Annotated in this window: 19 protein-coding genes and 1 tRNA gene; 5 read left to right on the top strand and 15 right to left on the bottom strand. The window is 46.4% G+C overall.

What is annotated here, in order from left to right; translation table 11 throughout:
* Position 1: 1 nt before the first annotated feature.
* The gene (locus BHV83_RS16220; protein WP_005637278.1) at positions 2-475 is read right to left on the bottom strand and encodes an Lrp/AsnC family transcriptional regulator; all 474 of its coding nucleotides are present in this window, start codon (positions 473-475) and stop codon (positions 2-4) included.
* A gap of 150 nt (positions 476-625) precedes the next feature.
* On the opposite strand from BHV83_RS16220, the gene BHV83_RS16215 reads away from it, so the two are divergent.
* Positions 626-1,189, top strand: a complete 564-nt coding sequence (locus BHV83_RS16215; RefSeq protein WP_286757748.1) for a GNAT family N-acetyltransferase — start codon at positions 626-628, stop codon at positions 1,187-1,189.
* Between the two features lie 339 nt (positions 1,190-1,528).
* Here BHV83_RS16215 and BHV83_RS16210 read toward each other — a convergent pair whose 3' ends face one another.
* From BHV83_RS16210 to BHV83_RS16175, 8 genes are all read right to left on the bottom strand, one after another.
* Positions 1,529-1,996 (bottom strand): ExbD/TolR family protein, encoded by a 468-nt coding sequence (locus BHV83_RS16210; protein ID WP_005637276.1) that lies wholly within the window; start codon positions 1,994-1,996, stop codon positions 1,529-1,531.
* Positions 1,996-2,583 carry an ExbD/TolR family protein gene (locus BHV83_RS16205; protein WP_005637275.1) on the bottom strand — a complete coding sequence of 196 codons (588 nt, stop codon included), beginning with the start codon at positions 2,581-2,583 and terminating at the stop codon, positions 1,996-1,998. Before BHV83_RS16205 ends, BHV83_RS16210 begins: the two co-directional genes overlap by 1 nt.
* Positions 2,584-2,615: 32 nt before the next feature.
* Positions 2,616-3,089, bottom strand: coding sequence for a hypothetical protein (locus BHV83_RS16200; protein ID WP_005637274.1), 474 nt, complete (start codon positions 3,087-3,089; stop codon positions 2,616-2,618).
* 9 nt (positions 3,090-3,098) lie between these two features.
* A complete protein-coding gene (locus tag BHV83_RS16195) occupies positions 3,099-3,836 on the bottom strand; it encodes a MotA/TolQ/ExbB proton channel family protein (protein WP_005637272.1) in 738 nt (245 codons plus the stop codon).
* Positions 3,837-3,917: 81 nt separating this feature from the next.
* Positions 3,918-4,005, bottom strand: a tRNA-Ser gene (locus BHV83_RS16190).
* 144 nt (positions 4,006-4,149) lie between these two features.
* Positions 4,150-4,938 (bottom strand): TatD family hydrolase, encoded by a 789-nt coding sequence (locus BHV83_RS16185; RefSeq protein WP_005637271.1) that lies wholly within the window; start codon positions 4,936-4,938, stop codon positions 4,150-4,152.
* A 1-nt stretch (position 4,939) separates the two neighbouring features.
* Positions 4,940-5,914: a polyprenyl synthetase family protein gene (locus tag BHV83_RS16180; protein WP_122205289.1), complete on the bottom strand. Its 975-nt coding sequence runs from the start codon at positions 5,912-5,914 to the stop codon at positions 4,940-4,942.
* A 64-nt stretch (positions 5,915-5,978) separates the two neighbouring features.
* Positions 5,979-6,668, bottom strand: coding sequence for an energy transducer TonB (locus BHV83_RS16175; protein WP_286757747.1), 690 nt, complete (start codon positions 6,666-6,668; stop codon positions 5,979-5,981).
* A gap of 222 nt (positions 6,669-6,890) precedes the next feature.
* On the opposite strand from BHV83_RS16175, the gene porQ reads away from it, so the two are divergent.
* The 4 genes from porQ (at position 6,891) to pfkA (ending at position 10,750) form a co-directional block, all read left to right on the top strand.
* Positions 6,891-7,883: a type IX secretion system protein PorQ gene (gene porQ / locus BHV83_RS16170; protein WP_122205290.1), complete on the top strand. Its 993-nt coding sequence runs from the start codon at positions 6,891-6,893 to the stop codon at positions 7,881-7,883.
* A gap of 222 nt (positions 7,884-8,105) precedes the next feature.
* Complete coding sequence (cmk, locus tag BHV83_RS16165; protein WP_036724312.1) at positions 8,106-8,798, top strand: (d)CMP kinase; 693 nt, start codon at positions 8,106-8,108, stop codon at positions 8,796-8,798.
* A gap of 2 nt (positions 8,799-8,800) precedes the next feature.
* Positions 8,801-9,673 (top strand): 4-hydroxy-3-methylbut-2-enyl diphosphate reductase, encoded by an 873-nt coding sequence (locus BHV83_RS16160; protein WP_005637253.1) that lies wholly within the window; start codon positions 8,801-8,803, stop codon positions 9,671-9,673.
* Positions 9,674-9,769: 96 nt separating this feature from the next.
* Entirely contained in the window at positions 9,770-10,750 is a 981-nt protein-coding gene (pfkA, locus tag BHV83_RS16155) for a 6-phosphofructokinase (RefSeq protein WP_005637251.1), read from the top strand.
* 81 nt (positions 10,751-10,831) lie between these two features.
* Here the strand turns inward: pfkA and BHV83_RS16150 are convergent, their stop codons facing one another.
* The 6 genes from BHV83_RS16150 to BHV83_RS16125 form a co-directional block, all read right to left on the bottom strand.
* Positions 10,832-13,237 (bottom strand): outer membrane protein assembly factor BamB family protein, encoded by a 2,406-nt coding sequence (locus BHV83_RS16150; RefSeq protein ID WP_286757746.1) that lies wholly within the window; start codon positions 13,235-13,237, stop codon positions 10,832-10,834.
* A gap of 4 nt (positions 13,238-13,241) precedes the next feature.
* The gene (gene meaB, locus BHV83_RS16145; RefSeq protein ID WP_022321802.1) at positions 13,242-14,342 is read right to left on the bottom strand and encodes a methylmalonyl Co-A mutase-associated GTPase MeaB; all 1,101 of its coding nucleotides are present in this window, start codon (positions 14,340-14,342) and stop codon (positions 13,242-13,244) included.
* An 82-nt stretch (positions 14,343-14,424) separates the two neighbouring features.
* On the bottom strand, positions 14,425-15,540 hold the full coding sequence (locus tag BHV83_RS16140) for a DUF1573 domain-containing protein (protein ID WP_046451853.1): 1,116 nt from the start codon (positions 15,538-15,540) through the stop codon (positions 14,425-14,427).
* Positions 15,541-15,565: 25 nt separating this feature from the next.
* Positions 15,566-15,943, bottom strand: a complete 378-nt coding sequence (locus BHV83_RS16135) for a DUF1573 domain-containing protein (protein ID WP_022321804.1) — start codon at positions 15,941-15,943, stop codon at positions 15,566-15,568.
* Positions 15,944-16,085: 142 nt separating this feature from the next.
* Positions 16,086-21,770 carry an alpha-2-macroglobulin family protein gene (locus BHV83_RS16130; protein ID WP_122205292.1) on the bottom strand — a complete coding sequence of 1,895 codons (5,685 nt, stop codon included), beginning with the start codon at positions 21,768-21,770 and terminating at the stop codon, positions 16,086-16,088.
* A gap of 133 nt (positions 21,771-21,903) precedes the next feature.
* Positions 21,904-22,401: a dihydrofolate reductase gene (locus tag BHV83_RS16125; protein WP_005648179.1), complete on the bottom strand. Its 498-nt coding sequence runs from the start codon at positions 22,399-22,401 to the stop codon at positions 21,904-21,906.
* Between the last annotated feature and the right edge of the window lie 17 nt (positions 22,402-22,418).

Here is a 22,418-nt window from a genome sequence, read left to right as displayed (position 1 = left end):
TTTAATCTTCATCTTCCAAGTCGATTGGGATCTGCCGTTTGAACGCTTCCTTGAAAGAGATCAGCGATTCGGTTCGGGCAAGGCCTAACGGTTGAAGCTTATTATGGATAATGCTTAGCAAATGCTGGTTATTCTTTGCATATATCTTTATGAATAAATCATATTGTCCAGTCGTGTAGTGACATTCAACCACCTCCGGGATTTCCTTCAGAGCCTCCGTCACCGATGGAAACTGCCCGGGAGATTTGAGGTACAAACCCATGTATGCACAAGTTTCATAACCTACTTTTGTGTTGTCGACGATAAATTCAGATCCTTTGATTACACCCAGGTTGGTAAGTTTTTGTATACGTTGGTGTATTGCTGCACCCGATACATTACACTCCCGTGCAACTTCGAGGAAAGGCATACGGGCATTGCCTATGATTAGTTTTAATATCTTCTCGTCAAGTTCATCCAGTTGATGGTGTGCCATAATTTATCTATATTTGTATATCTGTATAAATCAGTTCTTACAATCTTAATACAAATATAAATAATCTCTAATGATTAACCTCTATTTTTTAGTGGAATATTTTAGTTTGTAAGTTTCTTTAGTAATAATAATCTTCAATTTTATAGTTTTATGAGTTTACAATCAGTAGTAGCATGTAGGTCTGTAAAAGACTTTTCTGATCCGGTATTGGATCTGATAGAGAGAACGTACACAGAATCTTTTCCGGAAGTGGAACGCCGTGACTTTTCGCTTGTCCGCAATTTGGTTAGAGACGAATCCCGGTTTATCGTGTATGCTTTATCAAAAGAAGACCGGTATGTCGGCTTCATCACCGGTTGGCTTTTTGACGGTTATACTTATGTGGAGCATTTTGCAATTGATCCGGCGGCCCGTAATGGAGGAATAGGGGCTGAGGCAATGAAGCAATTTCTGGTCTTCTGCGGTACTCCGGTTGTTCTGGAAGTAGAAATGCCTACTGATGAGATGAGCAAGCGCAGGATTGGCTTTTATGAACGTTTGGGCTTTAAACTGGACAATCAGGTTTATCACCAGCCTCCTTACCGGGAAGGTGGAGAATGGCTGGAGATGCGGCTTATGACATATGGCGATGTTGATCTGGAGCATTCTTTCGAGCAGGTGAAGAATTGTCTTCATAAGAATGTGTATGGAGTGAAAGATGGGCTCACCCGGTGATCGTTTTGCACATTGCCTATTTGTTTTCTCGTTCTAATTCGACGATTTAAGTGGCAGTAGCCATGTTTCTGTTGTCAAACAGTCCAACTGTAGAGCTTTTGCCCTTAGTCGAATGTGCTTTCGCCCTTGGTCAAAAGCGCTTTCGACTAAGGGCAAAAACCTTTTCGACCAAGGGCGAAAAGTAAAAAAGTAGTAGCTATTGCTGTAAATAGCTATGTGTCTATTTATTATTGGATGGGTGTCATCTCCTTTGAGGGAAAGGGCTCTGATCGGTGACTAAAAGGCAATAAAAAAGGCGGGGTTAGAAACCTCGCCTTTTTTATTTTGTATATCCAGAGATTAGTCAGCAGCCTGACGGGCAGAATAACTAATCTTCAATGCGTATGCTTCACGAAGCGCCTGCTTAACGTCTGTGATCAGACCCATCTTGGTTTCCTTATCGGCCTTGATGGACACTGTCATAAACGGCTGGTCTTCTTCTTTCATACTGGATTTTTCCTGAGCGATGTAGTCCTGAATTTCCGATACTTCAGCGAACTTGTCGTTCAACTGCAAGCGGGCTTCAGAACCCATTTTAGCCTGATATTCTTGGGTCGGCTTTCCTACATAGATGAATGTAACCAACGATTTCTTTTCCAGCTTCTGAAGTTCAGTAGCCTGTGGAGCGCGGAATTGCACCATCAATGTTACTTCACGCATGGATGTTACCATCATGATGAAGAACAAGAATGCGAACACCAAGTCAGGTAATGATGACGTATTCAATTCGGGCATTTCACGTCCGCCCGCTTTACTAAACTTTCCCATTACTTCTTATCTCCATAATTTTTAGGTTCTGCCTCAGAAATCTTTTGCGGATAAATCTGCTGCACAGCCTTTTGTTGATCTTCATCTAGATCTGCGAATAATTTTCCGAATTTCTTTCTGGAAATATCATCACGCAATTCGTTGTATGCCTTTGCCAATTCGTTCTGAACGCTGATATAAGCCTGATATTCGGTACCACGGTCATTCTGTAAAGAAATTACGTGTTTTTTAGCGGTCATTACTTTTCCGAAGAAAGGAACGTCCTCTTCAACCTTTTCAGGTTTATTTGCGTCATTATACGGGTTGTCAATGAACTCTTTTACCTTGTCTTTCAGTTGCTTGATGTCGGTAGGTTCACCGTTAAAGAGGATTTGGTTACTGCTGTTGATCAGCACGACAACCAAGTTTCTCTTGTTAACATCAACATCATTCTTCTTTTGGTCTTTAGGAACAGGAGGCGGCAAACGTCTTGCCAGACCTTTATCTGTATCCATGGATGTAGTAATAAGGAAGAAGATAAGCAACATGAAAGCAATATCGGCTGAAGACGATCCATTAATACCCGGTGTCTTTCTTTTACTACCCATTTCTTTCTTGTTTTATCAATTCGTTATTACTATTATTTACCGAGCATTCTTTTGACAGAGCCCCAAACCACACATGCAACGATTAAAACCAGCAGGACAACTGTAGACCAAATCCACATATCTGTGATTTGCAACCAACCGGCTGTGTTATATTTCTGAGAATCTGCATTCAGACCTTGTAACGGAGTTCCATCACCGATTGAATAAGTGATAAACAGCATTGCAACGAAAGCAACTACGACACCTAAAGCAGAAAGAGCTGATTTAGGATTAACTTTCAGCAGGGTGATAAACTGCCAAACAGCAAATAACACCATGCAAATGATTGTGACGAAGAATAATGCTGAAGTCCAATTAAGCAAAAGACCTGTATATACATATTCTTTCATTTCTTCTCCCGGATTCGTGATGCCTCCGCCGAAGAACATACCCAGAACGACAATACTGATAAGCGATACTATCAGTAATGTCCAACTGGACATTTTTCTTATTTTAGTAACTGCCATAGTTGTTTCTTATTTTTTAAATTTGAGGTTATATTTAATAACTAAGTCCAGCAAAGTGATAGAAGCATCTTCCATCTGGTTCAGGATAGCTTCCAGTTTGCTCAACAAATAGTTATAGAATATCTGAAGGATCAAAGCAACGATCAAACCACCTACTGTTGTGATCAAGGCCACTTTCATACCACCTGCTACAACCGTCGGGCTGATATCACCAACCTGTTCGATTTTATCGAACGCCATGATCATACCTACTACAGTTCCCAAGAATCCTAATGACGGAGCCATTGCGATAAACAATGTGATCCAAGACATGTTCTTTTCCAAAAGACCACCCTGAACACCACCATAAGAAACAATAGATTTTTCAACAACATCAATACCTTGGTCGATTCTCATCAAACCCTGGTAAGCGATAGAAGCGATAGGACCTCTTGTGTCACGAGCAATAGCTTTTGCACCTTCTACATCACCTTTATCCAAAGCATCTTCGATACCTTTCAGCAATTTGCTGGAGTTAGTTTCAGCCAAGTTCAGGTAAATGATTCTTTCCAAGCAGAAAGCCAAACCGAAAATCAATGCGATGGCAACCAAACTCATGAAGTCGGCACCACCTTCGATAAACTTAGTCTTCAAAGCCTGGTACATGCCACCTTCAACAGCGGTTTCGGTAGCTTCTTGCGCGAATGCTACAGAAGAGATTCCAAGAGCACATAAACTCATGAACGTTTTTGCAAAATACTTTTTCATTGTGTGTTTAATTTTTAAGATTAATAATTCTCTTATTTGTTTTTATTTTTTGTTATTAATAATCGTCATGGTATCTTAAAGCGGAGAGAGCGGGATTCGAACCCGCGAAACCCTTTAGGGGTTTACACGCTTTCCAGGCGTGCCTCTTCAACCACTCGAGCATCTCTCCAAAAACGAGCTACCGCTTCTCTAAAACGGGTGCAAAATACGAAAAAAATCGCATATCCAAACGTTTCAGTGCACAAATCTATAGTTTTTGCCTGACATATACACAATATCTGGTGGATAAATTTTGAATACGCGCGAAAATATCTCACGATATTGGTTTATTCTCGATTTTAAATAGTTTTAGAGCATTTATCCGTGTTGTTTCAACGGTCTCTTCGAGTGTCAGTCCATAGGTCTGGGCTACTTTTTCAGCCGTTTTCCAGATATAGGCCGGCTCGTTCCTTTTTCCTCTGTAGGGAACAGGGGCGAGATAGGGGGCGTCTGTCTCCAATACTATTTTTCGGATGTCTGTCTGCCGGATGATTTCCGACAGCCTGGAGTTTTTAAATGTAATGACTCCATTTATCCCGATTTTGAAATTATTTAATTTTTTAATCTCTTCCAATTCGGCTTCATTACCGGTAAAACTATGAAAGACTCCGGTGAGCGTGTCGGCTCCTACCTTATATAGAGAATCGAAAACTTCCGGGTATGCTTCGCGGGTATGAATGGCGACCGGCAGGTTGAGGTCGATGCTCCATCTGAGCTGTTCCTCGAATACTTCTTTCTGCTCCTTCAGGTATGTTTTGTCCCAATACAGGTCTATACCTATTTCCCCGATTCCGCAATAAACACGTTTACCGAGCCATGACTCTGTTTCCTTCAGATTTTTTGCATAATGCTCGTCAACGCTGGTCGGATGCAGTCCCATCATCGGATAGGCGAAATCCGGATAACGGTCGCATAAGTCATGCATCCGCCTGATGGTGCTCGTGTCGACATTCGGAAGTAGCAGGGTGTCTATGCCCGACTCTTTTGCGATTGTGACCAGTTGATCCTGTTCCGGATCAAAATCCTCTAAGTACAGATGGTTGTGTGTGTCGATCAGTTTCATTTTAAGACTGGCGGTTCATTAAACGGGCGCTGACTTCTTTCAGTATGTTTAGCCTTTCGGGAGCTACGTTTAATGAGGTTAGGCAGTTCATTGCCTGATTATAATATGCGTGTATTTTTTCTTCGGACAACTCTTTTAACCGCAATTGGTCATAGATGGCTGTTACGGCGGCGATTTTCTCTGCCGGATCGAATGTCTTTTTACCTATCCAGCTGTTCAGTTCCGCTTTTTGAGTATTTGAAGCAAGGCGTAAAGCGTTGATCAGCATGAATGTCTTTTTGTTGCAGAGTATGTCTCCTCCAATATTTTTGCCGAAAGTGGCCGTGTCTCCGTAGACATCCAACAGGTCATCCTGCAATTGGAAGGCCAGTCCGATGTTGATGCCGAACTGATACAGCGTTTCGGCATCGGCTTTCGGAGCGTTCCCCATGATGGCTCCCATCTTCAGGGCACAGGCTAGCAATACGGCCGTTTTCAGTCGGATCATTTCGATATATTCCTCTTCCGTTACATCGGTTCTCGATTCGAACTCCATGTCGTACTGCTGCCCGCCGCATATTTCAAGCGCCGTACGGGTAAACAGGTCTAATATTTCTTTTAATGATTCGGATTCTGTTTCGCCGATCAGTTGATAGGCTGCGATCAGCATGGCATCGCCGGATAGGATGGCTGTGTTGGCATTCCATACTTTATGGACGGTCGGTTTGTTTCTTCTTTTATCGGCATCGTCCATCAGGTCGTCGTGCAAAAGGGTGAAGTTATGGAATACTTCAAGCCCTAACGCCGGATTGACGGCTGTATCTACGTTTTCCTTATATAAGTTACATGCCATCAGTACGAGTGCCGGACGGATTCTTTTTCCACCGAGTGAAAGTATGTACTCGATTGGGGCGTATAAGCTTTTGGGCGGATAGGTGAATTGGAGCCGGGTAATTTCCTGCTCTATTTTCTGTAGGATGTCATTGAAAGCGAACATAGATTATTTGTTTAAATAAAAAAGGCTGCGATAGAAGCAGCCTTTTTGTACTATTTACATGTTATTATTGCAGTCTGAATGTAACAGGCACTGTGTATTTAACACGTACGGGTTTACCTCTCTGTTTGCCCGGTGACCATTTCGGCATGCTGTTGATCACACGGAGAGCCTCTTTATCCAGTGACGGGTCAACACCACGGATAACTTCTGCGTCTACGATAGAACCGTCTTTGTTAACCACAAACGAGCAGGATACACGACCCTGGATACCGTTTTCCTGAGCAATAACCGGATACTTGATTGATTTTGCCAGGTATTGTAACAAAGCTCCTTGTCCGCCGGGGAATTCAGGCATTGTTTCTACAACAGTAAAGATCTGCTGTGAAGATTCCTCTTCTTCTTCAACTACTGTGGGAGGAGTATAAGCTTCAACCTGTGCAGAAGCGGCATCGTCTTCGGATGATACGATTTCGACGTCGTCCAACTTGACGTCATCTTCTACAACGGTTAATACTTCTGCCACAGCAGGTGCGGGAGGTGGCGGTGGAGGGGGAGGAGTGTCCTCCGGTCTCGTAATTTCAACTTCTTCTTCTGCGATGATATCAGCAACGCCCTGATCTTGGACGATTGTGATTTCACGGTCGCTCCATTCGAAGCCCACGAACAGTACTGCAAGTCCGACGATCATACCCATCAGGATACCCATCGTCTTACCTTTTTCCAGGTCCGCTTTCGGTGATTTCTTAACTTCCATATCTCTTAGTGTTTAAAGATGTGTTTTTCTTCTGCGACAAATATACGGAGTTATTTTTTAAATCCGAACAATTCGTATTAAATATACGCTATTTTTACTTTTTTTTTGACTGAGAATAAAAATAATAGCTCCCAATATACCTTTTTCGGCTTTTTCCCGTTTCTGTAAGTGGGGTGTATGTACCCGTTTTATTTATCTTTGTATGCATTTTACCAGAGAAATATGAGAAATATTCTATTTATATTCTTCTTTTCCTTCTTGTTACGGGCTGTTGTCGCGCAAACCGGCGACACCGGATATACTTTTCTTCGCTATCCTTCTTCGGCAAGAGCCAATGCGATGGGAGGCAATACGATGTCTCTGGTCGAAAGGGATCCTTCCCTGATTTTTCATAACCCGGCTTTATTGGGAGCCGAGATGGACCAGATGGTTAATCTGAATTACCTGAACTATATATCGGATATCAATGTCGGGAGCGCTCTTTTTACCAAGGCGTATAAAGAAAAAGGAGCTTGGGGTGTGGGAGCCTCGTTCTTCAGTCAGGGAAAGATACGGGGAATGTCGGAAGAAGGTCTTCCGACGGGAGATTTTACGGCAAAGGACATCAGTGTGAACGGTTTCTTCTCGTATGACCTTTCCGAGCGCTGGCGTGGCGGGGCTTCGTTGAAGTTTTTATATTCGGGTATCGGCGATTATACTTCGATCGGCATGGTGGTCGATGCCGGTTTGAGTTATTATGATTCTGAAAAAGGATTTTCTTTCGGTTTTGCTTTTAAAAATATCGGAGCCCAATTGAAAGCCTATGAAGATGAGCGCCAGAAGATGCCCTGGGATATCCAGCTGGGGATCACCAAACAGATGGCCCATGCGCCGATCCGTTTGTCGCTGACTGCACAGTATCTGACGAAATGGAAGGTTGAGTATGTAGACGATTACGACAGGGAGTATACAGGAGATAATTTTTTCAAGTCTTTTGTGAAGCATCTGGTGATCGGTGTTGATTATATCCCTTCCGACAACTTCTGGCTCGGTATCGGGTATAACCCCAAGACGGCGTTGGACATGAAATTGCAGGGAAGTAACGCTCTTGCCGGTTTTTCCGGTGGTGCCGGTGTGCGGATCAAGATGTTCGACGTCGGTTTTTCCGTAGCCAAATACCATCCTTCAGCTCTTTCCATGATGTTGAGCATCTCCACTACGATCAGCGATTTCTAAGTAAATTCGGTTTTTCGTTCTCCTTTACGATAGGACCTTTTGCCAATGGATTACTGGTCCGTTGGCTTCTTTGTCGTATCTCATAGATCGTCCGCTTGGCTGCGAACGGTTTCCGGATTATATGGAAAACAATAAAATATAAGGATGAATAGGATAATTTATAAGGAAGGGAGCGATAAACTGTTGTATATTTGCATTTCCTTTACATTAATATATGTAGTGATGAAAAAGATAATTATAGCGATAGATGGTGTCTCTTCTACCGGGAAGAGCACGATGGCAAAAGATTTGGCAAGGGAGCTGGGATATACCTATATCGATACAGGGGCAATGTACCGGGCTGTCACTTTGTACAGTTTGCAGCACGGTTTCTTTACAAGCGGTGGTATCGATGAACAGAAGTTGCAGGATGCCATGAACGATATCGATATCTCTTTCCGCTTTAACCCGGAAACCGGACGTCCGGATACCTATCTGAACGGCGTGAAAGTGGAGAAAGAAATACGGGGGATGGAAGTGGCCAACCGCGTGAGTCCGATTGCGGCTTTAGGTTTTGTACGCCGTGCGATGGTCGCCAAGCAACAGGAAATGGGGAAGGCGAAAGGGATCGTGATGGATGGTCGCGATATCGGTACGGTTGTCTTTCCGGATGCGGAACTGAAGATTTATGTGACAGCCAGCCCGGAAGTGCGTGCCCAACGGCGTTTGGACGAACTGAAAGCCAAAGGCGAGGTTGCTTCTTTTGAGGAAGTCCTTGAAAATGTGAAGACGCGTGACCATATCGATATGACTCGTGTAGAGAGTCCGCTTCGTAAAGCTGATGATGCGCTGGAGCTGGATAACTCGCATTTGACGATTGCCGAGCAGAAGGCTTGGCTCTTGGAACAGTATGAAAAGGTCGTTACATCAGACTAGCCATGATAGAAGTCGAGATAGATAAGGGTTCCGGCTTTTGTTTTGGCGTGGTAACGGCTATCGAGAGTGCAGAACGCGAACTGAAAAATACGAATACGTTGTATTGCCTCGGAGATATCGTGCACAATAGCTTGGAAGTGGAACGGTTGGAAAAGTTGGGACTGCGGACGATCGGGCACGACGAGTTTACCCGTTTGAAGGGAGAAAAGGTGTTGCTTCGGGCGCATGGGGAACCGCCTTCGACCTACGAGATCGCCCGGCGGAACAACATCACGATCGTGGATGCGACCTGTCCGGTGGTGCTCCAGTTACAACGTAAGATTCATAAATGCTACGTGGCTACGCGCGATAGTCATACGCAGGTCGTGATCTATGGAAAGAAAGGGCATGCCGAAGTAAATGGTCTGGTCGGGCAAACGGAAGGGACGGCCATCGTTATCGAGAAGGTACAGGACCTCGGCCGGTTGGATTTTAGCCGGAATATCTGCCTCTTCTCGCAAACGACCAAGTCGCTTGACGGGTTTCGTGAAGTCGTGGCTGAGATCCGGCGGCGTATTGCAGATGGGGTACAATTCGAGTATTTCGATACGATCTGCCGCCAGGTGGCCAACCGTTTACCGAACATCAAGGCGTTTGCTTCCAAGCATGATTGGGTGTATTTCGTTGCCGGAAAGAAGAGTTCAAATGGCAAGATGCTGCTGGAGGAATGTCGGAAGGCAAACCCGAACACGGTCTTTATCTCGGAGGTAAAGGAGATTACCGAGCCGTTGCCTGAAGATGTGGGGAGTGTCGGGGTGTGCGGGGCCACATCCACTCCGAAGTGGCTGATGGAAGAGGTGGCTGTGCGTATTCGTGAATTGAATGCCAGCCGTTGACTTTTAGGGGTAAGATTTGATGAAGTTTTGGAAAATAGACAGGTTTTTGGCAAATAATTATTACTTTTGCCGCGAACATATAAAATATAAGACGCTATGTCTACAGTTAAGTGTATTGGCATTTTAACGTCCGGAGGTGATGCTCCCGGAATGAACGCTGCCATTCGCGCAGTGACACGTTCCGCTATTTATAACGGAATGTCCGTTAAGGGTATCTATCGTGGATACAAGGGTTTGATAACCGACGAAATTGAAGATTTCAAGACTCAGAATGTAAGTAATATTATTCAGCGTGGCGGTACTATCCTGAAGACGGCCCGTTGTGCGGAATTCAAGACGCCGGAAGGCCGTAAGCAGGCTTACGACAAACTGATGGAGCATGGCATCGATGCTTTGGTCGCCATCGGTGGTGACGGAACGCTGACGGGGGCTCGCATCTTTGCACAGGAGTTCAATTATCCGATTGTCGGCCTGCCTGGTACGATTGATAATGACCTGTATGGCACGGATATCACGATCGGCTACGACACGGCTTTGAATACGATCATGGAATGTGTCGATAAAATCCGTGACACGGCAACCTCCCACGACCGTCTGTTCTTTATCGAAGTGATGGGGCGTGATGCCGGATTCCTGGCTCTTAACGGAGCGATTGCATCGGGAGCCGAAGCGGCTATCATTCCGGAGATATCGATGGAGAAAGACCAGCTGGCCGAGATGATCGAAACTGGTTTCCGTAAGTCCAAGAACAGCAGTATCGTCCTTGTTGCGGAAAGTGAGGTGACCGGTGGTGCGATGGGCGTGGCTGAACGTGTAAAGAAGGAATATCCGCAGTTTGACGTACGTGTTTCAATTTTGGGACACTTGCAGCGCGGTGGTTCACCGACTGCACAAGATCGTATCTTGGCAACCCGGATGGGAGTGGCTGCCGTCGACGCGTTGTTGGATGACCAGCGTAACGTGATGATGGGGATCCAGAATGATGAGATCGTTTACGTTCCTTTCTCCAAAGCGATCAAGAACGACAAACCGATCAATCGTGATTTGTTGAATACGCTTCGTATTTCTTCTATTTGATCTGTTATTGGCAAGTATATGAAAAGCCCCGCGGATATTTTTCATCCGCGGGGCTTTTTGCATATAGAGTTCAGCTCTTGTTTACTCGTTGCATTTGAAAGCATAAACATTGCCTCCGAAATCGGTTGCGAAGATCATGTTGCCGTTTGTTGACAGGGTGGAGAATAGCGGAGCTCCCGTTTTATGTTTCCATCTCGTTTGCCCGCTTTCCTTATCTATGCCATAGATGATGCCGTCGGATGCTCCGAAGTAAATCGTATCTCCGATGAGTAGGGGGCTCGTTTCGACCGTGGCAGCCGGATGGCGGGAATAGGGAGCCGTATAAACCAGAGCTGGAGATGTCCGGGCTTTCCATCTGACCTCGAATGTCTCACGGTCGAGTGCGACCAGGCCATCAGTCTGCGTCCCGAAAACAATCAGTTTATCCGTGACCAACGGGGTCGAATTGACTTGGACATTGAATGGTAACTCTTTACGGACAATGACTTCCCCCGAATGGCAGTCGATGATAAATAAAGACTGGCGCGAAGTAACATAAAGCAGATTACCGTCATATGCCGGTGTTGCGCCTCTATCCGTAATTCCGTCTTTATCGAGTTTCCAAAGCAACTCTCCCGTTTGTGCGTCGTTGCCGTAGAAGCCTCGCCAGTTGGCGCCTGAAATAACTACTCCGTTTGCCAGCAGAGGAGTCGATGTCGTGGCTTCTCCTTGCGGCCAGCCTTTGTTCAGCCAGACTGCGTCACCCGTTTTACCGTTGTATGCTCCGAATGCCTTTCCACTTCCGGCATAGACAATGCCATTGGTGGCTGTCAGCCCGTCCACAAGGACAGGAAGGCCGGCGACATCCATCTTTTTGTCCCATTTTAGTTTGCCAGTCTGTGAGTCGATGGCGTATAAATAACCTTCCGCATCTTGTGCGAAGACGGTTCCTTCGTCTACGGCAATCGTGTTTTTGATGGAGTTGCGAACCGGATATCTCCATTGTAATTCACCAGTCTTTGCATCCAGAGCGAAGATTGCACCTTCTCCCTTCAAATCTTCATCGAGAGAAGCGACATACACTTTACCGCCGGCAACGACCGGAGAAGAGAAATACAGGTTGGCATTTACGTTACGGGTCCATGCCAGTCGGAGTGTTTTGCCGATCTCTTCCGGCTGGTATACGAATGAGGAACGGCTGATTGCTGTTTCCCCATTGTTGAACAACGCTTTGGCTGTAATGAAAATCCGTTTGCCTTTACAGTCTGCCGGGAGTTTGGCCATTCCGGACCAATTCCAGTCTGTATTTTGAGTAAGCTGTGTTTCCGGTAGGACAGTATTGCCGTCTACGACGCAACTGTAAGTGACACGTATGGCAGGAGCAACCGCATTGTAGGTGTTGACCGATACCGGAATCTTTCCGTCTGATGTCATTGCACATGCATCATTCGCGATAGAGGCGGTTTCGATGGACTTGTTTATATAGGTATAGCGGAGCATAGTCTGGACATCTCCTTTCCGATCCACATCTACCACACGGAAAGCGGAAGTCGAGTGGTCGATTCCCCCTTTGTCGAGTGTTGCGGTCGAGATTGTCAGGACATCTCCTTGTTTCCGCACGAAATGATTATGCCAATGGCCGTACAGCCACGCTTTCAGGTTATGTTCGTTCAGGTTAATCTTCTCGTTATCGTCGATACCGAAAACAAACTCGTTTCCGGAAGTCAGCAGGTCATGGTTAAAGACGATGATCGGTTTTCCTGTCGGTACTTGCGCCAGGTCATTCTTTAACCAGCGGTATACATCTTCTTTTGTATAGCCGGGCTGATGATCTCCTCCTGCCATTGGTGTAACGACGTAGTGGACATTTCCGAAGTCGAAGGAATAATAAACCGGACCGTAAACATTTTCAAAAACCTCTTCTCCATATTTCCCTTTTACAAGGTCATGGTTACCGATGCAGTAGAACATCGGGCAGTCCATGTTTGACGTGTTCATCAGATGGATATGGTTCTTCAATCCATTTTCATAGCAGATATCACCGGTATGGATGATAAATGAGATATTCTCGTTAGCCGCATAATCCCGGATGTTATTCGCCCAGTCTTCTTGGTTTTCCGTATTGAATATCTCGGTATCGGAAATATGGATGAACCTGTGACTGCCATTCGGCTTGATGCGTCCTTTCCAGGGTTGCAGGCCGAAATCGTATGTTTGCCCTGTGCCGTTGATCCGCCGGTAATATTGATTGTCTGTCCTATAGCCGGAAGGAGTGGTGATGAAGATAAATCGTTCTCGTTTGTGTCCGGGAAGTGTATATACTCCTTCGGCATTCGTTTTGACAACGTTCAACCCGTCGGAAACCCGGATGCCTTTTAAGACTTTCTCTCCTTTGTCGTAGATTCCGTTCCGGTTGGAGTCTACATATACGTGGCCTTGATAGGCAGCATGAGCCTCCGTGATTACCGCGCAACTTAGTAATAGCAGTATAAGTTTTTTCTTTTCCATTTATTTATTTCTTTGCAGACAGATTTTCCAAGAACAGGTCCATCATCCGTTTGGCTGCAACGAACGAACTGATCTCGTTATTCAATACCTGCTGCTCCGTGAAGTTCAACATTTTTTCTACCGCCGGATTGTGGTAGAACGTTTCGCGGAGTGTGTCGTTGATACTTTCGTACATCCAATATTTGGCTTGTTCGTTGCGCTTGTAGTTGAAGTAGCCGTTCTTTTGAGTGAATTCCATATATTCTCCGACCATATCCCAGATTTCTTTAATCCCCAAATTGTAATAACCGGAATAAGTCAATACTTTCGGGCTCCAACCGGATTCGGGGGCCGGAAACAGGTGCAAGGCGTTGCGGAATTGCGCCGCTGCCAGTTTTGCTTTTTCGAGGTTGTCACCATCCGCCTTATTGATGATGATCCCGTCCGCCATCTCCATGATCCCGCGCTTGATGCCTTGCAATTCGTCTCCAGTACCGGCAAGTTGGATCAACAGGAAGAAATCGACCATCGAGTGGACAGCCGTCTCGCTTTGTCCGACACCGACCGTTTCGACAAATACCGTATCGAATCCGGCAGCTTCGCAAAGAACGATCGTTTCACGTGTTTTACGGGCAACGCCACCTAAGGAACCTGCTGATGGCGAAGGACGGATGAAAGCGTTCTTTTCACGGGACAAGGCCTCCATACGAGTTTTGTCGCCGAGGATGCTGCCTTTCGAGCGTTCGCTGCTGGGGTCGATTGCCAGCACAGCCAGTTTACGTCCTTGCCCTATCAAGTGCATGCCGAACGCATCGATCGAGGTGCTCTTACCTGCTCCCGGTACTCCGGTGATGCCGATACGGACAGACTTTCCTGCATGCGGCAGGCATTTTTCGATAATTTCCTGTGCCATTTGCTGGTGTTCGTATTTGGAGCTTTCCACCAGTGTTACCGCCTGGCTGAGGATCGTAATGTTTCCTTTCAGGATACCTTCTACAAATTCGGCAGGCGTATATTCTTTGCGTTGAATCCTTTTTTTTAGATAAGGATTTACGGTCGGTACATCGGCTACTCCCTTGTTCACCTTTAATCCTTTGTACAGATCGTCGTTTTCGGGATGTTCCATAATTTAGTTGAAAGTTGAAAGGTGAAGGTTGAAAGGTGGAAGAGGAAGCTGTTTTAACTTTCACCTTTCAACTTTCACCTGGTTATTTATTGGCTGTCACCTTCACAAGCCGTACCGGACCGTTCGGGTCGTTGCATACGAAATTGATGAGGGCTTCCAGTTTTGTTTTTATCTCTTTCGGGCGTACTGTCACTTTGAAAGTGGCTGTCGTGCCCGGCTTTATTTCTCTTTTGCCACCGGAAACAGCTACGCGTTCGTCTTCGCAGGTCACACTATAGATGACAAGCGGTGATTTTCCTGAGTTGGTAATTTCGATCGTGCCGCTCACCCGACCGCCGACCAGTGGGATGAAACTGCTTTTGTCAGGTAGTTTGCCGAAGTCGAGCAAGGTACCCGATAGCTGGGCTACCGGAGCTTTCGCCTTCTCCGAGGCAGTCAGTTTGCTGAAGTCGTCTATGATATTGGCTGCAACATGTAGTTTGCCTTCTGTTCCTTTCTTCTGACCGATACTTTCGACCGTTACCGGAATTTCGGCTGTCATGCGGCCTTTCCGTTTTGCCTCTTTCGCATTCATGAGGATGGATATTTCGCCTGTTTCACCCGGAGCCAGTTTTGTAGGATTGGCTACGACGTTCAGATAATGAGGCGTCTTTCCTAAATGGATGTTCAGGGATGTTTTTCCTTCATTGATCAGGTTGATCTTTTCTCCCAATGTTTCTTCGGGGCGGATCGTGCTGTAAAGAATATTTTTTGTTTGCAGTTTCAGGTCGCCGATGCTATACGGATAAATCAGTATGGGTTGAGCTTCTTTAGGGGTTACGTTTCCTTTGATACCTAAGGAGAAACTGCCTTTTTTCCCGTTACTGTAGATCGCTATAGTTTTGTAAAAAGGGCCGGGACGTCCTTTCGGGTTGTAGGTTACTTTTACTTCTCCGGTCTTTCCCGGAGCGATGGGCTCTTTGGTCCATTCGGGCTGCGTACAGCCGCAGGATGCTGTGATCCTCGTGATGACAAGCGGACCGTTACCTGTGTTTTTGATCGTAAATATGTGACTTGCCAATCCATCGGATTCTCCAATCGTACCGAAGTTATAGATCAGCTCATCTGCACTGATTCGGGCGTTATTTTGTGCCGATATACTGCTTATTGCAAACAGTATACCGGCAAGAATAAAGACTAGTTTGTTTCTGTTCAACATTCTTTATCGTTCAGTTTTCCTGTTATTATTCTACTTCTCCCCGGATCGTCAGGATAAAACTACCGGTTTTACCATTACTGTATACGGAAATAGTCTTGACAAAAGGACCGGGGCGGTCTTTCGGATTATAAGTGATTTTGATATCACCTGTTTTACCCGGAGCTATCGGTTCCTTTGTCCATTCCGGTGTCGTACAGCCACAAGAGGCGATGACACGTGTCAAGACCAACGGTGCTTCGCCTGTATTCTTTATTTTAAAAGTGTGCGACACATTGCCGTTCGCTTCCTTGATCGTTCCGAAATCGAAAGAGGTTTCATCTGCCGAGATTACAGCTTTGTTTTGAGCTGAAGCTATTCCTGTTGCCAGCAGGATTGCCATAAAAATAAAAATAATCTGTTTCATCTTCTCTTTTTATTTAGCTATTGTTTAAAATGCAAAGATAATGTTTACTACTGAATTAGTTTCTTTAAAAAATAAAATTCTGCTTCCATCGCGAGTCGGGGATACCGGATTTGTGTGCACTTGCCATCGCTGGGAGTCTCACTCAATCTACCTTGATGATGTTTCCTTCCGTATGCGATACGAATTCCGGTGCGTACAGGCATTGGATCGTACTGATTCCTCCTGCATATTCACCGGTACGTGACACGTATACGGCATATTCTAATACAAAAGTCCCCTGGGGCAGGCGTTCGAAGAAGAAATTCTCCGAAACATCCGTCGGCGACTGGTAATACCAGACCCCGTCCCTATAGATAGAACCGGAAAGTTGGTCTGCCGGTTCAAAACATCCGGCTCGGAGGTCTTTCAGGAAGACGTAATCCATTTCGCGATCGGTACGGACCACAAGGCGGACGACCACTTTGTCGCCGACACTGAGCGGTTCATCCGGGGTGACCGGACGAAGTTGCCGCTCAGTCCCGTTATTGGTTTCTACGAATAGCAGCTTTTCTACGTTCAGGACGCCTTTCTGTTTTTTTACCTCGTTGATGTTCTGGAAGTATTGCTCGTAGACAGCTCCCCATGCAGGCGCCGAGCCTTCTTTCCGGATAGAGATGGAGGTTCCTTCGGATGAGGTCGCTTTTTCATCCGATATGGTTACTTTCAGATAGCCGGTGGCCAATTCGCCGCTTGTCGTGCTATAGGTTTGCTTGCCCCATTGGGCGGTGCAAGTGTTGGCAGTGTCCAACCAGTTGCTGCCTGTCAGAAGCAAAGTATAAATAGCGTTGACCGTTGCCGGTACGGATTTCCAGTTCTGCGTCTGTTTCTGGTTGAGTAACCATTGTTTCATACGATCTGTTTCTTGTTTGTCGGGCGAAACTTCATTGAAGAAAGCCATCAGCAGGCAATGGGTGTCGATCGGAGAGGCAAAGGCGTTTGCTCTGCTCCGGTTGTTCGCCCAATACATACCTTTGTCCGGAGAGGTCGAAGCTGTTTTACGCAGCCAAGTGATAATCTTTCCGGCAATCTCTTTATTTCCATTCCTCCACATGAGCCACCCTATTTCTCCTTTGCCGTGGATGGATTGTTTGTCCCACTGCTTTTCCGCCAGGTTCGTATAGTAGCGGATTGCTTCACGGGCCGAACCCAACTCCGGAATGTCTCGGTAATTGCTGCGGACAAACAGATATTCGATTTCCAATGGAGAAATTTCGTTTTTCTGCCAGTTCTTGATCTTTTGTAATGCCTCATAATCGGACTGGATTTGTTTGTCAACGAATTTGAGTGCTTTCATCTGCATCTCTTTTTCCTGCTGGTTATATTCGACTGCATTCAACTCCGTCAGTTGGCTCATCCCTTTCAGAATATAGAGTGTGATCTCCTGGCTCGGATACATGCCTTTGAACCAACCCCAACCTCCATCCGGCGTTTGCAGGTCGAGAAGATGTCGGAGGGCGGTTTCCCGCTGTCCTGCTGCCCGGTTCATATCGAAAAGGAGGGACAAACGCTGTTTTTGTTCCGTTTCATTGTCTGCTTCCAATACCCAGGGTGTTTCCTGTAGAAGGATGTTTTTCAGTTCTGCATTCTTTTCCAGGTTGGAATAGAGCGTAGAGGCATTTCCGCCCTGTGCTTTCCACTGGCTGATGACCTGCTGGATACGCGGGTGGACGGTGGCGATGTAGTTTGCTAACGTATTGCTGTAATAGGAGGCGAACCAGGAAATGACGTTGTCGTTTTCCGGTTGGGATAGGGTCGGCAATGCCTGTACGGCGTACCAGATCGGGTTGGCGGTCAGCTCCAGTGTCGTGCGGAACGGCCGGATACCTTTGCTGTCTTTCAGGCGGATCACTTCTTCGCTTTTGTCGAACAGGTAGAACGGGGTACTTTCCGTTACCAATATCTCATTCGAAAGAACCGGAATCAAATGTTGTTCGCCGTCACTCCCTTTATCCGAATCGGCCACGATACGGCAACCGATGACGCCGCCCGCTGCTGCCGGAACCTTGAACGACCAGCTTACGGTCGTGGTGCTGTCGGCCGGCAGTGTGAACGGTTTCTGCGATTTGGTGAGGCAGATCACCGGCTGGCCGTTGCCCGGATCGAACAGTTCCAGGCTGGCGCGTCCGTCCATAGTGGCAGACGACTGGTTGCTGATTTGCGCCGTGATGGTCACTTCATCGCCCTGGCGCAGGAAGCGCGGAAGGTTAGGGGTTACCATCAACGGTTTGCTGGTGATGATTTCGCGGGACAGGTAGCCGTATTTCAGGTCTTCCGTCTGGGCCAGCAGTTGCAGTTTCCAAGTCGTGTTGCTTTCGGGCATCGTGAAGCTGAACGCTACATCGCCTGCTTCGTCGGTCACTAAGGCCGGATAGAAGAATGCGGTTTCGGCAAAGTTTTCACGAAGTTCGACCGGTTTGTTCGGGAAGAACGGTGTTCCATTTTCTTCCACTTCTTCTTCTGCTATGATATTAGCGACACCCTGGTACGCTTTTACTGCCGGTTCTTCTAGTGGCATACTGTCTTCGGTGATGTTGAGAACTTCGGTTATTGCCGGTGCTGTCCCTGATTTCATGACGGCTCCGGTTGCATAGCGTCGTTCGCTTTGTTCATATTGCCAACCGATTCTCAGTACGTCCTGCCAGTCGAGTCGGTCGTATTGGAACTGTGGGACGTTCAATCTTTTCCGATCTCCTGTTTCGTACCTGCTGCTGTTTGTGAATGCTGTCCCTTCAGAAAAACGAGGAGCATACAGATAAACATATCTTTTAGGAGAGAAAGACCAGCTGAAAGGCAATAACTTGTCCAATGAAGCATCGTACATGCCAGCCAAAACTTCAGCGGAGACGGTCAAGGAATCAGCATCCGTAATACGGAATTTCCAATTTTCCTTGCTTCCCGGCAGCAGGTGGTCACGGAATGTCTTTGCCTGGATATTCAATCTCCGATCCGGTTGCCGGCGTTGAACCGGAATTTGTTTCACATACATCTTGCCGTCTTTGACAAATGTGAAAGACACGGTGAAACCTTCCCCATCCGTTTCTTTGAACGGGATGCGGAATGTCCGGTTTTCATCGCTCAACCGGATCAGTTTGCGTTCCGTGCATTTATTGTCTGCTGTATAAATTTCATATAATATATGTGTGTCTTTGTCGGATGTTCCGAAAATAAATGCGGCCTCTTCTCCCGGCGCACAGGTCGTGTGCTCATTAACCAGCCAGGTATGCATAAATACGGGCGGCCGTTTATCCCGGCGGTTGTACAAGATGAAATCTTGATTGGCGGAAACTTCTTTTCCGTTGGAGTCGGTCGATTTTACTTCCAGGCGATAGCGTCCGGCGGGAAGTTCGCGGAATACGACAGGTGATATTTCGTCTCCCGTTATGAAAGTTCCAACAGTCACCAGTTTATTGATTTTGTACCGGTCTGCACCGAACATATCCTTTTCTGGTTTTTCGTCCGACAGAGAATAAATCGTGTAACTTCCTTCCGCAGATGTTTTCTGCCTGTTCACGGTATAGGCTGTTACCACAGCTTTGGCGGAATCGTTTTCCATTTCCTCTCCGGGCATTTGGATATCCAACAGGATACCTGTATCGCCGACGGAGAAGGTATAGCTTGCCTCTTGTGTCTCTCCTTTGCTGTCGGTCAGGGTTGCCGTTACTTCGTAGCTCTGGAAGGCAGGGCGCATATCTGAAGTTTCCGGCCGTTCGGGTATGAAGGAGATCGTGAAGTTTCCTTTATTGTCAATTTTTGTCGTTCCGTTAGCCACCTGCTTGTATGTAAAATCGAACGGGTCCGGCATATAAAAACGTGTCCAGAACGGGCGACGGGTGATCGTCCAGTTTATTTCGCCTTCCTGCAAGTTTATACCGGAGAAAGTTTGTGCTTCACCTGTCAGTTTCACCGGATGGCCGAAAGACACCTCTTCCTTGAGCGGCAGGAAACTGACTTTGAAAGTCGGGCGTTTGTATTCTTCTACCCGGATATTCGTACGAGACCTTTCTGTGACAAGCGTGAAGTTCCCGCTCAAAGTCTGTGCCGGGATGGTGAACTCTCCGTTGAAGGAACCGAACCGGTCGGTCTTGAATTCTTTGCTGGCTACTTCTTTATAGTTGGCATCCCGCAGGGTGACGGTATAGGAGCGTCCAGCCACGACATGCGGGTTGTCCGTATCTTTCACATAAGCGATCCCTTTGAAGAATACGTTTTGCCCCGGCCGGTAGATGCCCCGGTCCGTAAAGAGTGACAAACCGACTGTCTCCTTTTCCTGTCTGGAGCGGGAAGTGCCGTAAGGATATATATTTGTGATGATGGAAGAGGAGTCTTCACGAAGTACCGGACGTATGTGCTCGATCTTCTTTTTGGCCGGGAGAATGGCGATTCCCAACTGGTCAGTTTTGACTTCTCCCTGGCGTTGGATGGTTCCGTTCATCATGTTGGTTTTGTAATAGATGACGGTTGCCCCTTCGATCGGTTTGCCGCTTTCGAGGTCGGTGACAAGTACTTCCGGGTTGTTTGTCTGGCTACGGGTGAGGGCTGCCAGACGGCTGACGCTAAAACGGTTGGAGACTGTCAGCTGCTTGCCGGGAACCGTGATCACATATTCGTATAATCCCAACCTGTCCATCGGAATGGCCAGCGTGGAATCGGCTTCGGTGTATGAGTTGGCGAGATTCATCTTGAATGTGACCTCTTTTACCAGTTCTCCCCGCATGCTTTTACTGTTCTTGCCGTAATTCCGCCAGGCATCTTCCGGCTGGCGAAGGCTTTTGTAGATGCGCACAACTAACCGGGGTGTGTTGACATACTTGATTTGCAATGTAAGGTCCTTGCCCGGATACACATTGTTGTCGGATTGGATATTCAGGACCGGCGTTTCCATTTCGTTTAACTGGTTCTTGAAAACGTTTATGCGGTCGTATTTGGGATATTGCGCGATACTTTCTTTGCAGAGCGAATAAATGAGCGCCTGGACGGAGTCTTGGTGAGCCTTGTTGCCTTGATAACGTTCCCGTTGGAGAAGATTCATCTCGGCAATGCGTATTTCGGCGGCAAACGGCTCTTTGCCGTATACATTATACAAACTGTCCAACGTGTTTCTGTAGTCGTTGGTGTTTGTAGACTGGCTGTCGTATTTATATTGCCAGTAGTCCAGTTCGTCCAGTAATAAGGCTTTTTTCTCCGGTTGTGTACGGCGGAAGTCGATCACATCTTCATACCATTTATCCGACGACTGTATGTCGATCGCTCGGAAAGCCAGGAAATCATACAGAGTAGGGCGAAGTTGAGGCGTGTCTTTCCCTTTTTTCAGAATCAGGTTATACTGGCTGACCGGTGTTTGTTGCAGCAACCGAGTCGGTTGGAGAGATAGTGTCAGTTCCTGTTTGATCTTTTCTCTGAACAGATTGGAGGTCCATTCCCGGATATCATCGGGAACATAGCCTGCCAGTTCGGTCCGCTGGTTGACGTTCCAACGGTTTTGCATATAATAGTTGTTATACATCTCCGCGATCATGGAGTGGAGTATGGCTACAGATGCGGAGTCGGGACATGTACCGGCATAAGTTTCCACCTCTTTGATCAGTTCGGGGAATGTATTGACGTCTTTTTCCAGTTGATTTTTCATCCGGGTGATAAGCGCCTGGATCAATGCCGGAGTGTTTTTCGTTTGGATGGCTTCTATGATAGCCTTTTCGTTGGTGGATACCTGATTTGCTTTCACGTAGAAGATCGTGGATACTATTCCGCATGCGATCAGGGCTAAAACAATAATTGCTCTTATCTTCATATCTTTCAGATTTATGATTTCGGATTTATGAAGTATGACTGATAAATCATAAATTATAAATCCGAACCCGTTTCTTATATAGATACAAAGAAAGAGCAAAAAGTTGTAAAATTACCGTTAATTAGGAGTAATTTTATTTTTTACGGACGTAGGTCAGGAATGTGTAAGGATACGGATTTTTCTCGTCAGCGGGAAATTCCTGTCGTTCCACCTCTTCCCACAGATCCCAGTTGACAACCGGGAAAAATGCGTCTGCATCCGGAAACTCCCCGTGAATACGGGTCAGATACATCTTGTCGGCAATCCCTAATCCTTGTCTGTAAACCAGAGAACCTCCGATGATGAAGATGTTTTCTTCCTTTTCGCAGATATCCAGTGCGTCATGCATGGATTCGCAGGCAAAGCAATTGATGAAACCTGCTTCAGGCATCGTCGTCAGCACGACATTTTTACGGTTGGGCAATCCGCCTTTTGGCAAAGATTCGAAAGTTTTACGCCCCATTATTACGGCGTGTCCTGTTGTCAGGTCTTTAAAACGCTTCATGTCTGCCGGCATGTGCCAGAGCAGACCCAGATTCTTCCCGATCGCATTGTTGTCGGAAATCGCTGCTACAATTGAAATAGTACTCATTGCCATTTATGATTTAT

Source organism: Parabacteroides sp. merdae-related_45_40 (assembly GCF_001915675.1).
The sequence above is the reverse complement of the archived record's forward strand: the minus strand, read 5'-3'. Positions and strand labels throughout refer to the sequence as shown.

Coding starts and splice junctions, on each gene's coding strand:
- BHV83_RS16185 (WP_005637271.1), bottom strand. CDS start 4,938: ATGAAACTGATCGACACACACAACCATCTGTACTTAGAGGATTTTGAT.
- BHV83_RS16125 (WP_005648179.1), bottom strand. CDS start 22,401: ATGAGTACTATTTCAATTGTAGCAGCGATTTCCGACAACAATGCGATC.
- BHV83_RS16175 (WP_286757747.1), bottom strand. CDS start 6,668: ATGGAAGTTAAGAAATCACCGAAAGCGGACCTGGAAAAAGGTAAGACG.
- BHV83_RS16180 (WP_122205289.1), bottom strand. CDS start 5,914: ATGTTCGCTTTCAATGACATCCTACAGAAAATAGAGCAGGAAATTACC.
- pfkA (WP_005637251.1), top strand. CDS start 9,770: ATGTCTACAGTTAAGTGTATTGGCATTTTAACGTCCGGAGGTGATGCT.
- BHV83_RS16150 (WP_286757746.1), bottom strand. CDS start 13,237: ATGGAAAAGAAAAAACTTATACTGCTATTACTAAGTTGCGCGGTAATC.
- BHV83_RS16195 (WP_005637272.1), bottom strand. CDS start 3,836: ATGAAAAAGTATTTTGCAAAAACGTTCATGAGTTTATGTGCTCTTGGA.
- meaB (WP_022321802.1), bottom strand. CDS start 14,342: ATGGAACATCCCGAAAACGACGATCTGTACAAAGGATTAAAGGTGAAC.
- porQ (WP_122205290.1), top strand. CDS start 6,891: ATGAGAAATATTCTATTTATATTCTTCTTTTCCTTCTTGTTACGGGCT.
- BHV83_RS16220 (WP_005637278.1), bottom strand. CDS start 475: ATGGCACACCATCAACTGGATGAACTTGACGAGAAGATATTAAAACTA.
- BHV83_RS16210 (WP_005637276.1), bottom strand. CDS start 1,996: ATGGGAAAGTTTAGTAAAGCGGGCGGACGTGAAATGCCCGAATTGAAT.
- BHV83_RS16205 (WP_005637275.1), bottom strand. CDS start 2,583: ATGGGTAGTAAAAGAAAGACACCGGGTATTAATGGATCGTCTTCAGCC.
- BHV83_RS16215 (WP_286757748.1), top strand. CDS start 626: ATGAGTTTACAATCAGTAGTAGCATGTAGGTCTGTAAAAGACTTTTCT.
- BHV83_RS16200 (WP_005637274.1), bottom strand. CDS start 3,089: ATGGCAGTTACTAAAATAAGAAAAATGTCCAGTTGGACATTACTGATA.
- BHV83_RS16140 (WP_046451853.1), bottom strand. CDS start 15,540: ATGTTGAACAGAAACAAACTAGTCTTTATTCTTGCCGGTATACTGTTT.
- cmk (WP_036724312.1), top strand. CDS start 8,106: ATGAAAAAGATAATTATAGCGATAGATGGTGTCTCTTCTACCGGGAAG.
- BHV83_RS16130 (WP_122205292.1), bottom strand. CDS start 21,770: ATGAAGATAAGAGCAATTATTGTTTTAGCCCTGATCGCATGCGGAATA.
- BHV83_RS16160 (WP_005637253.1), top strand. CDS start 8,801: ATGATAGAAGTCGAGATAGATAAGGGTTCCGGCTTTTGTTTTGGCGTG.
- BHV83_RS16135 (WP_022321804.1), bottom strand. CDS start 15,943: ATGAAACAGATTATTTTTATTTTTATGGCAATCCTGCTGGCAACAGGA.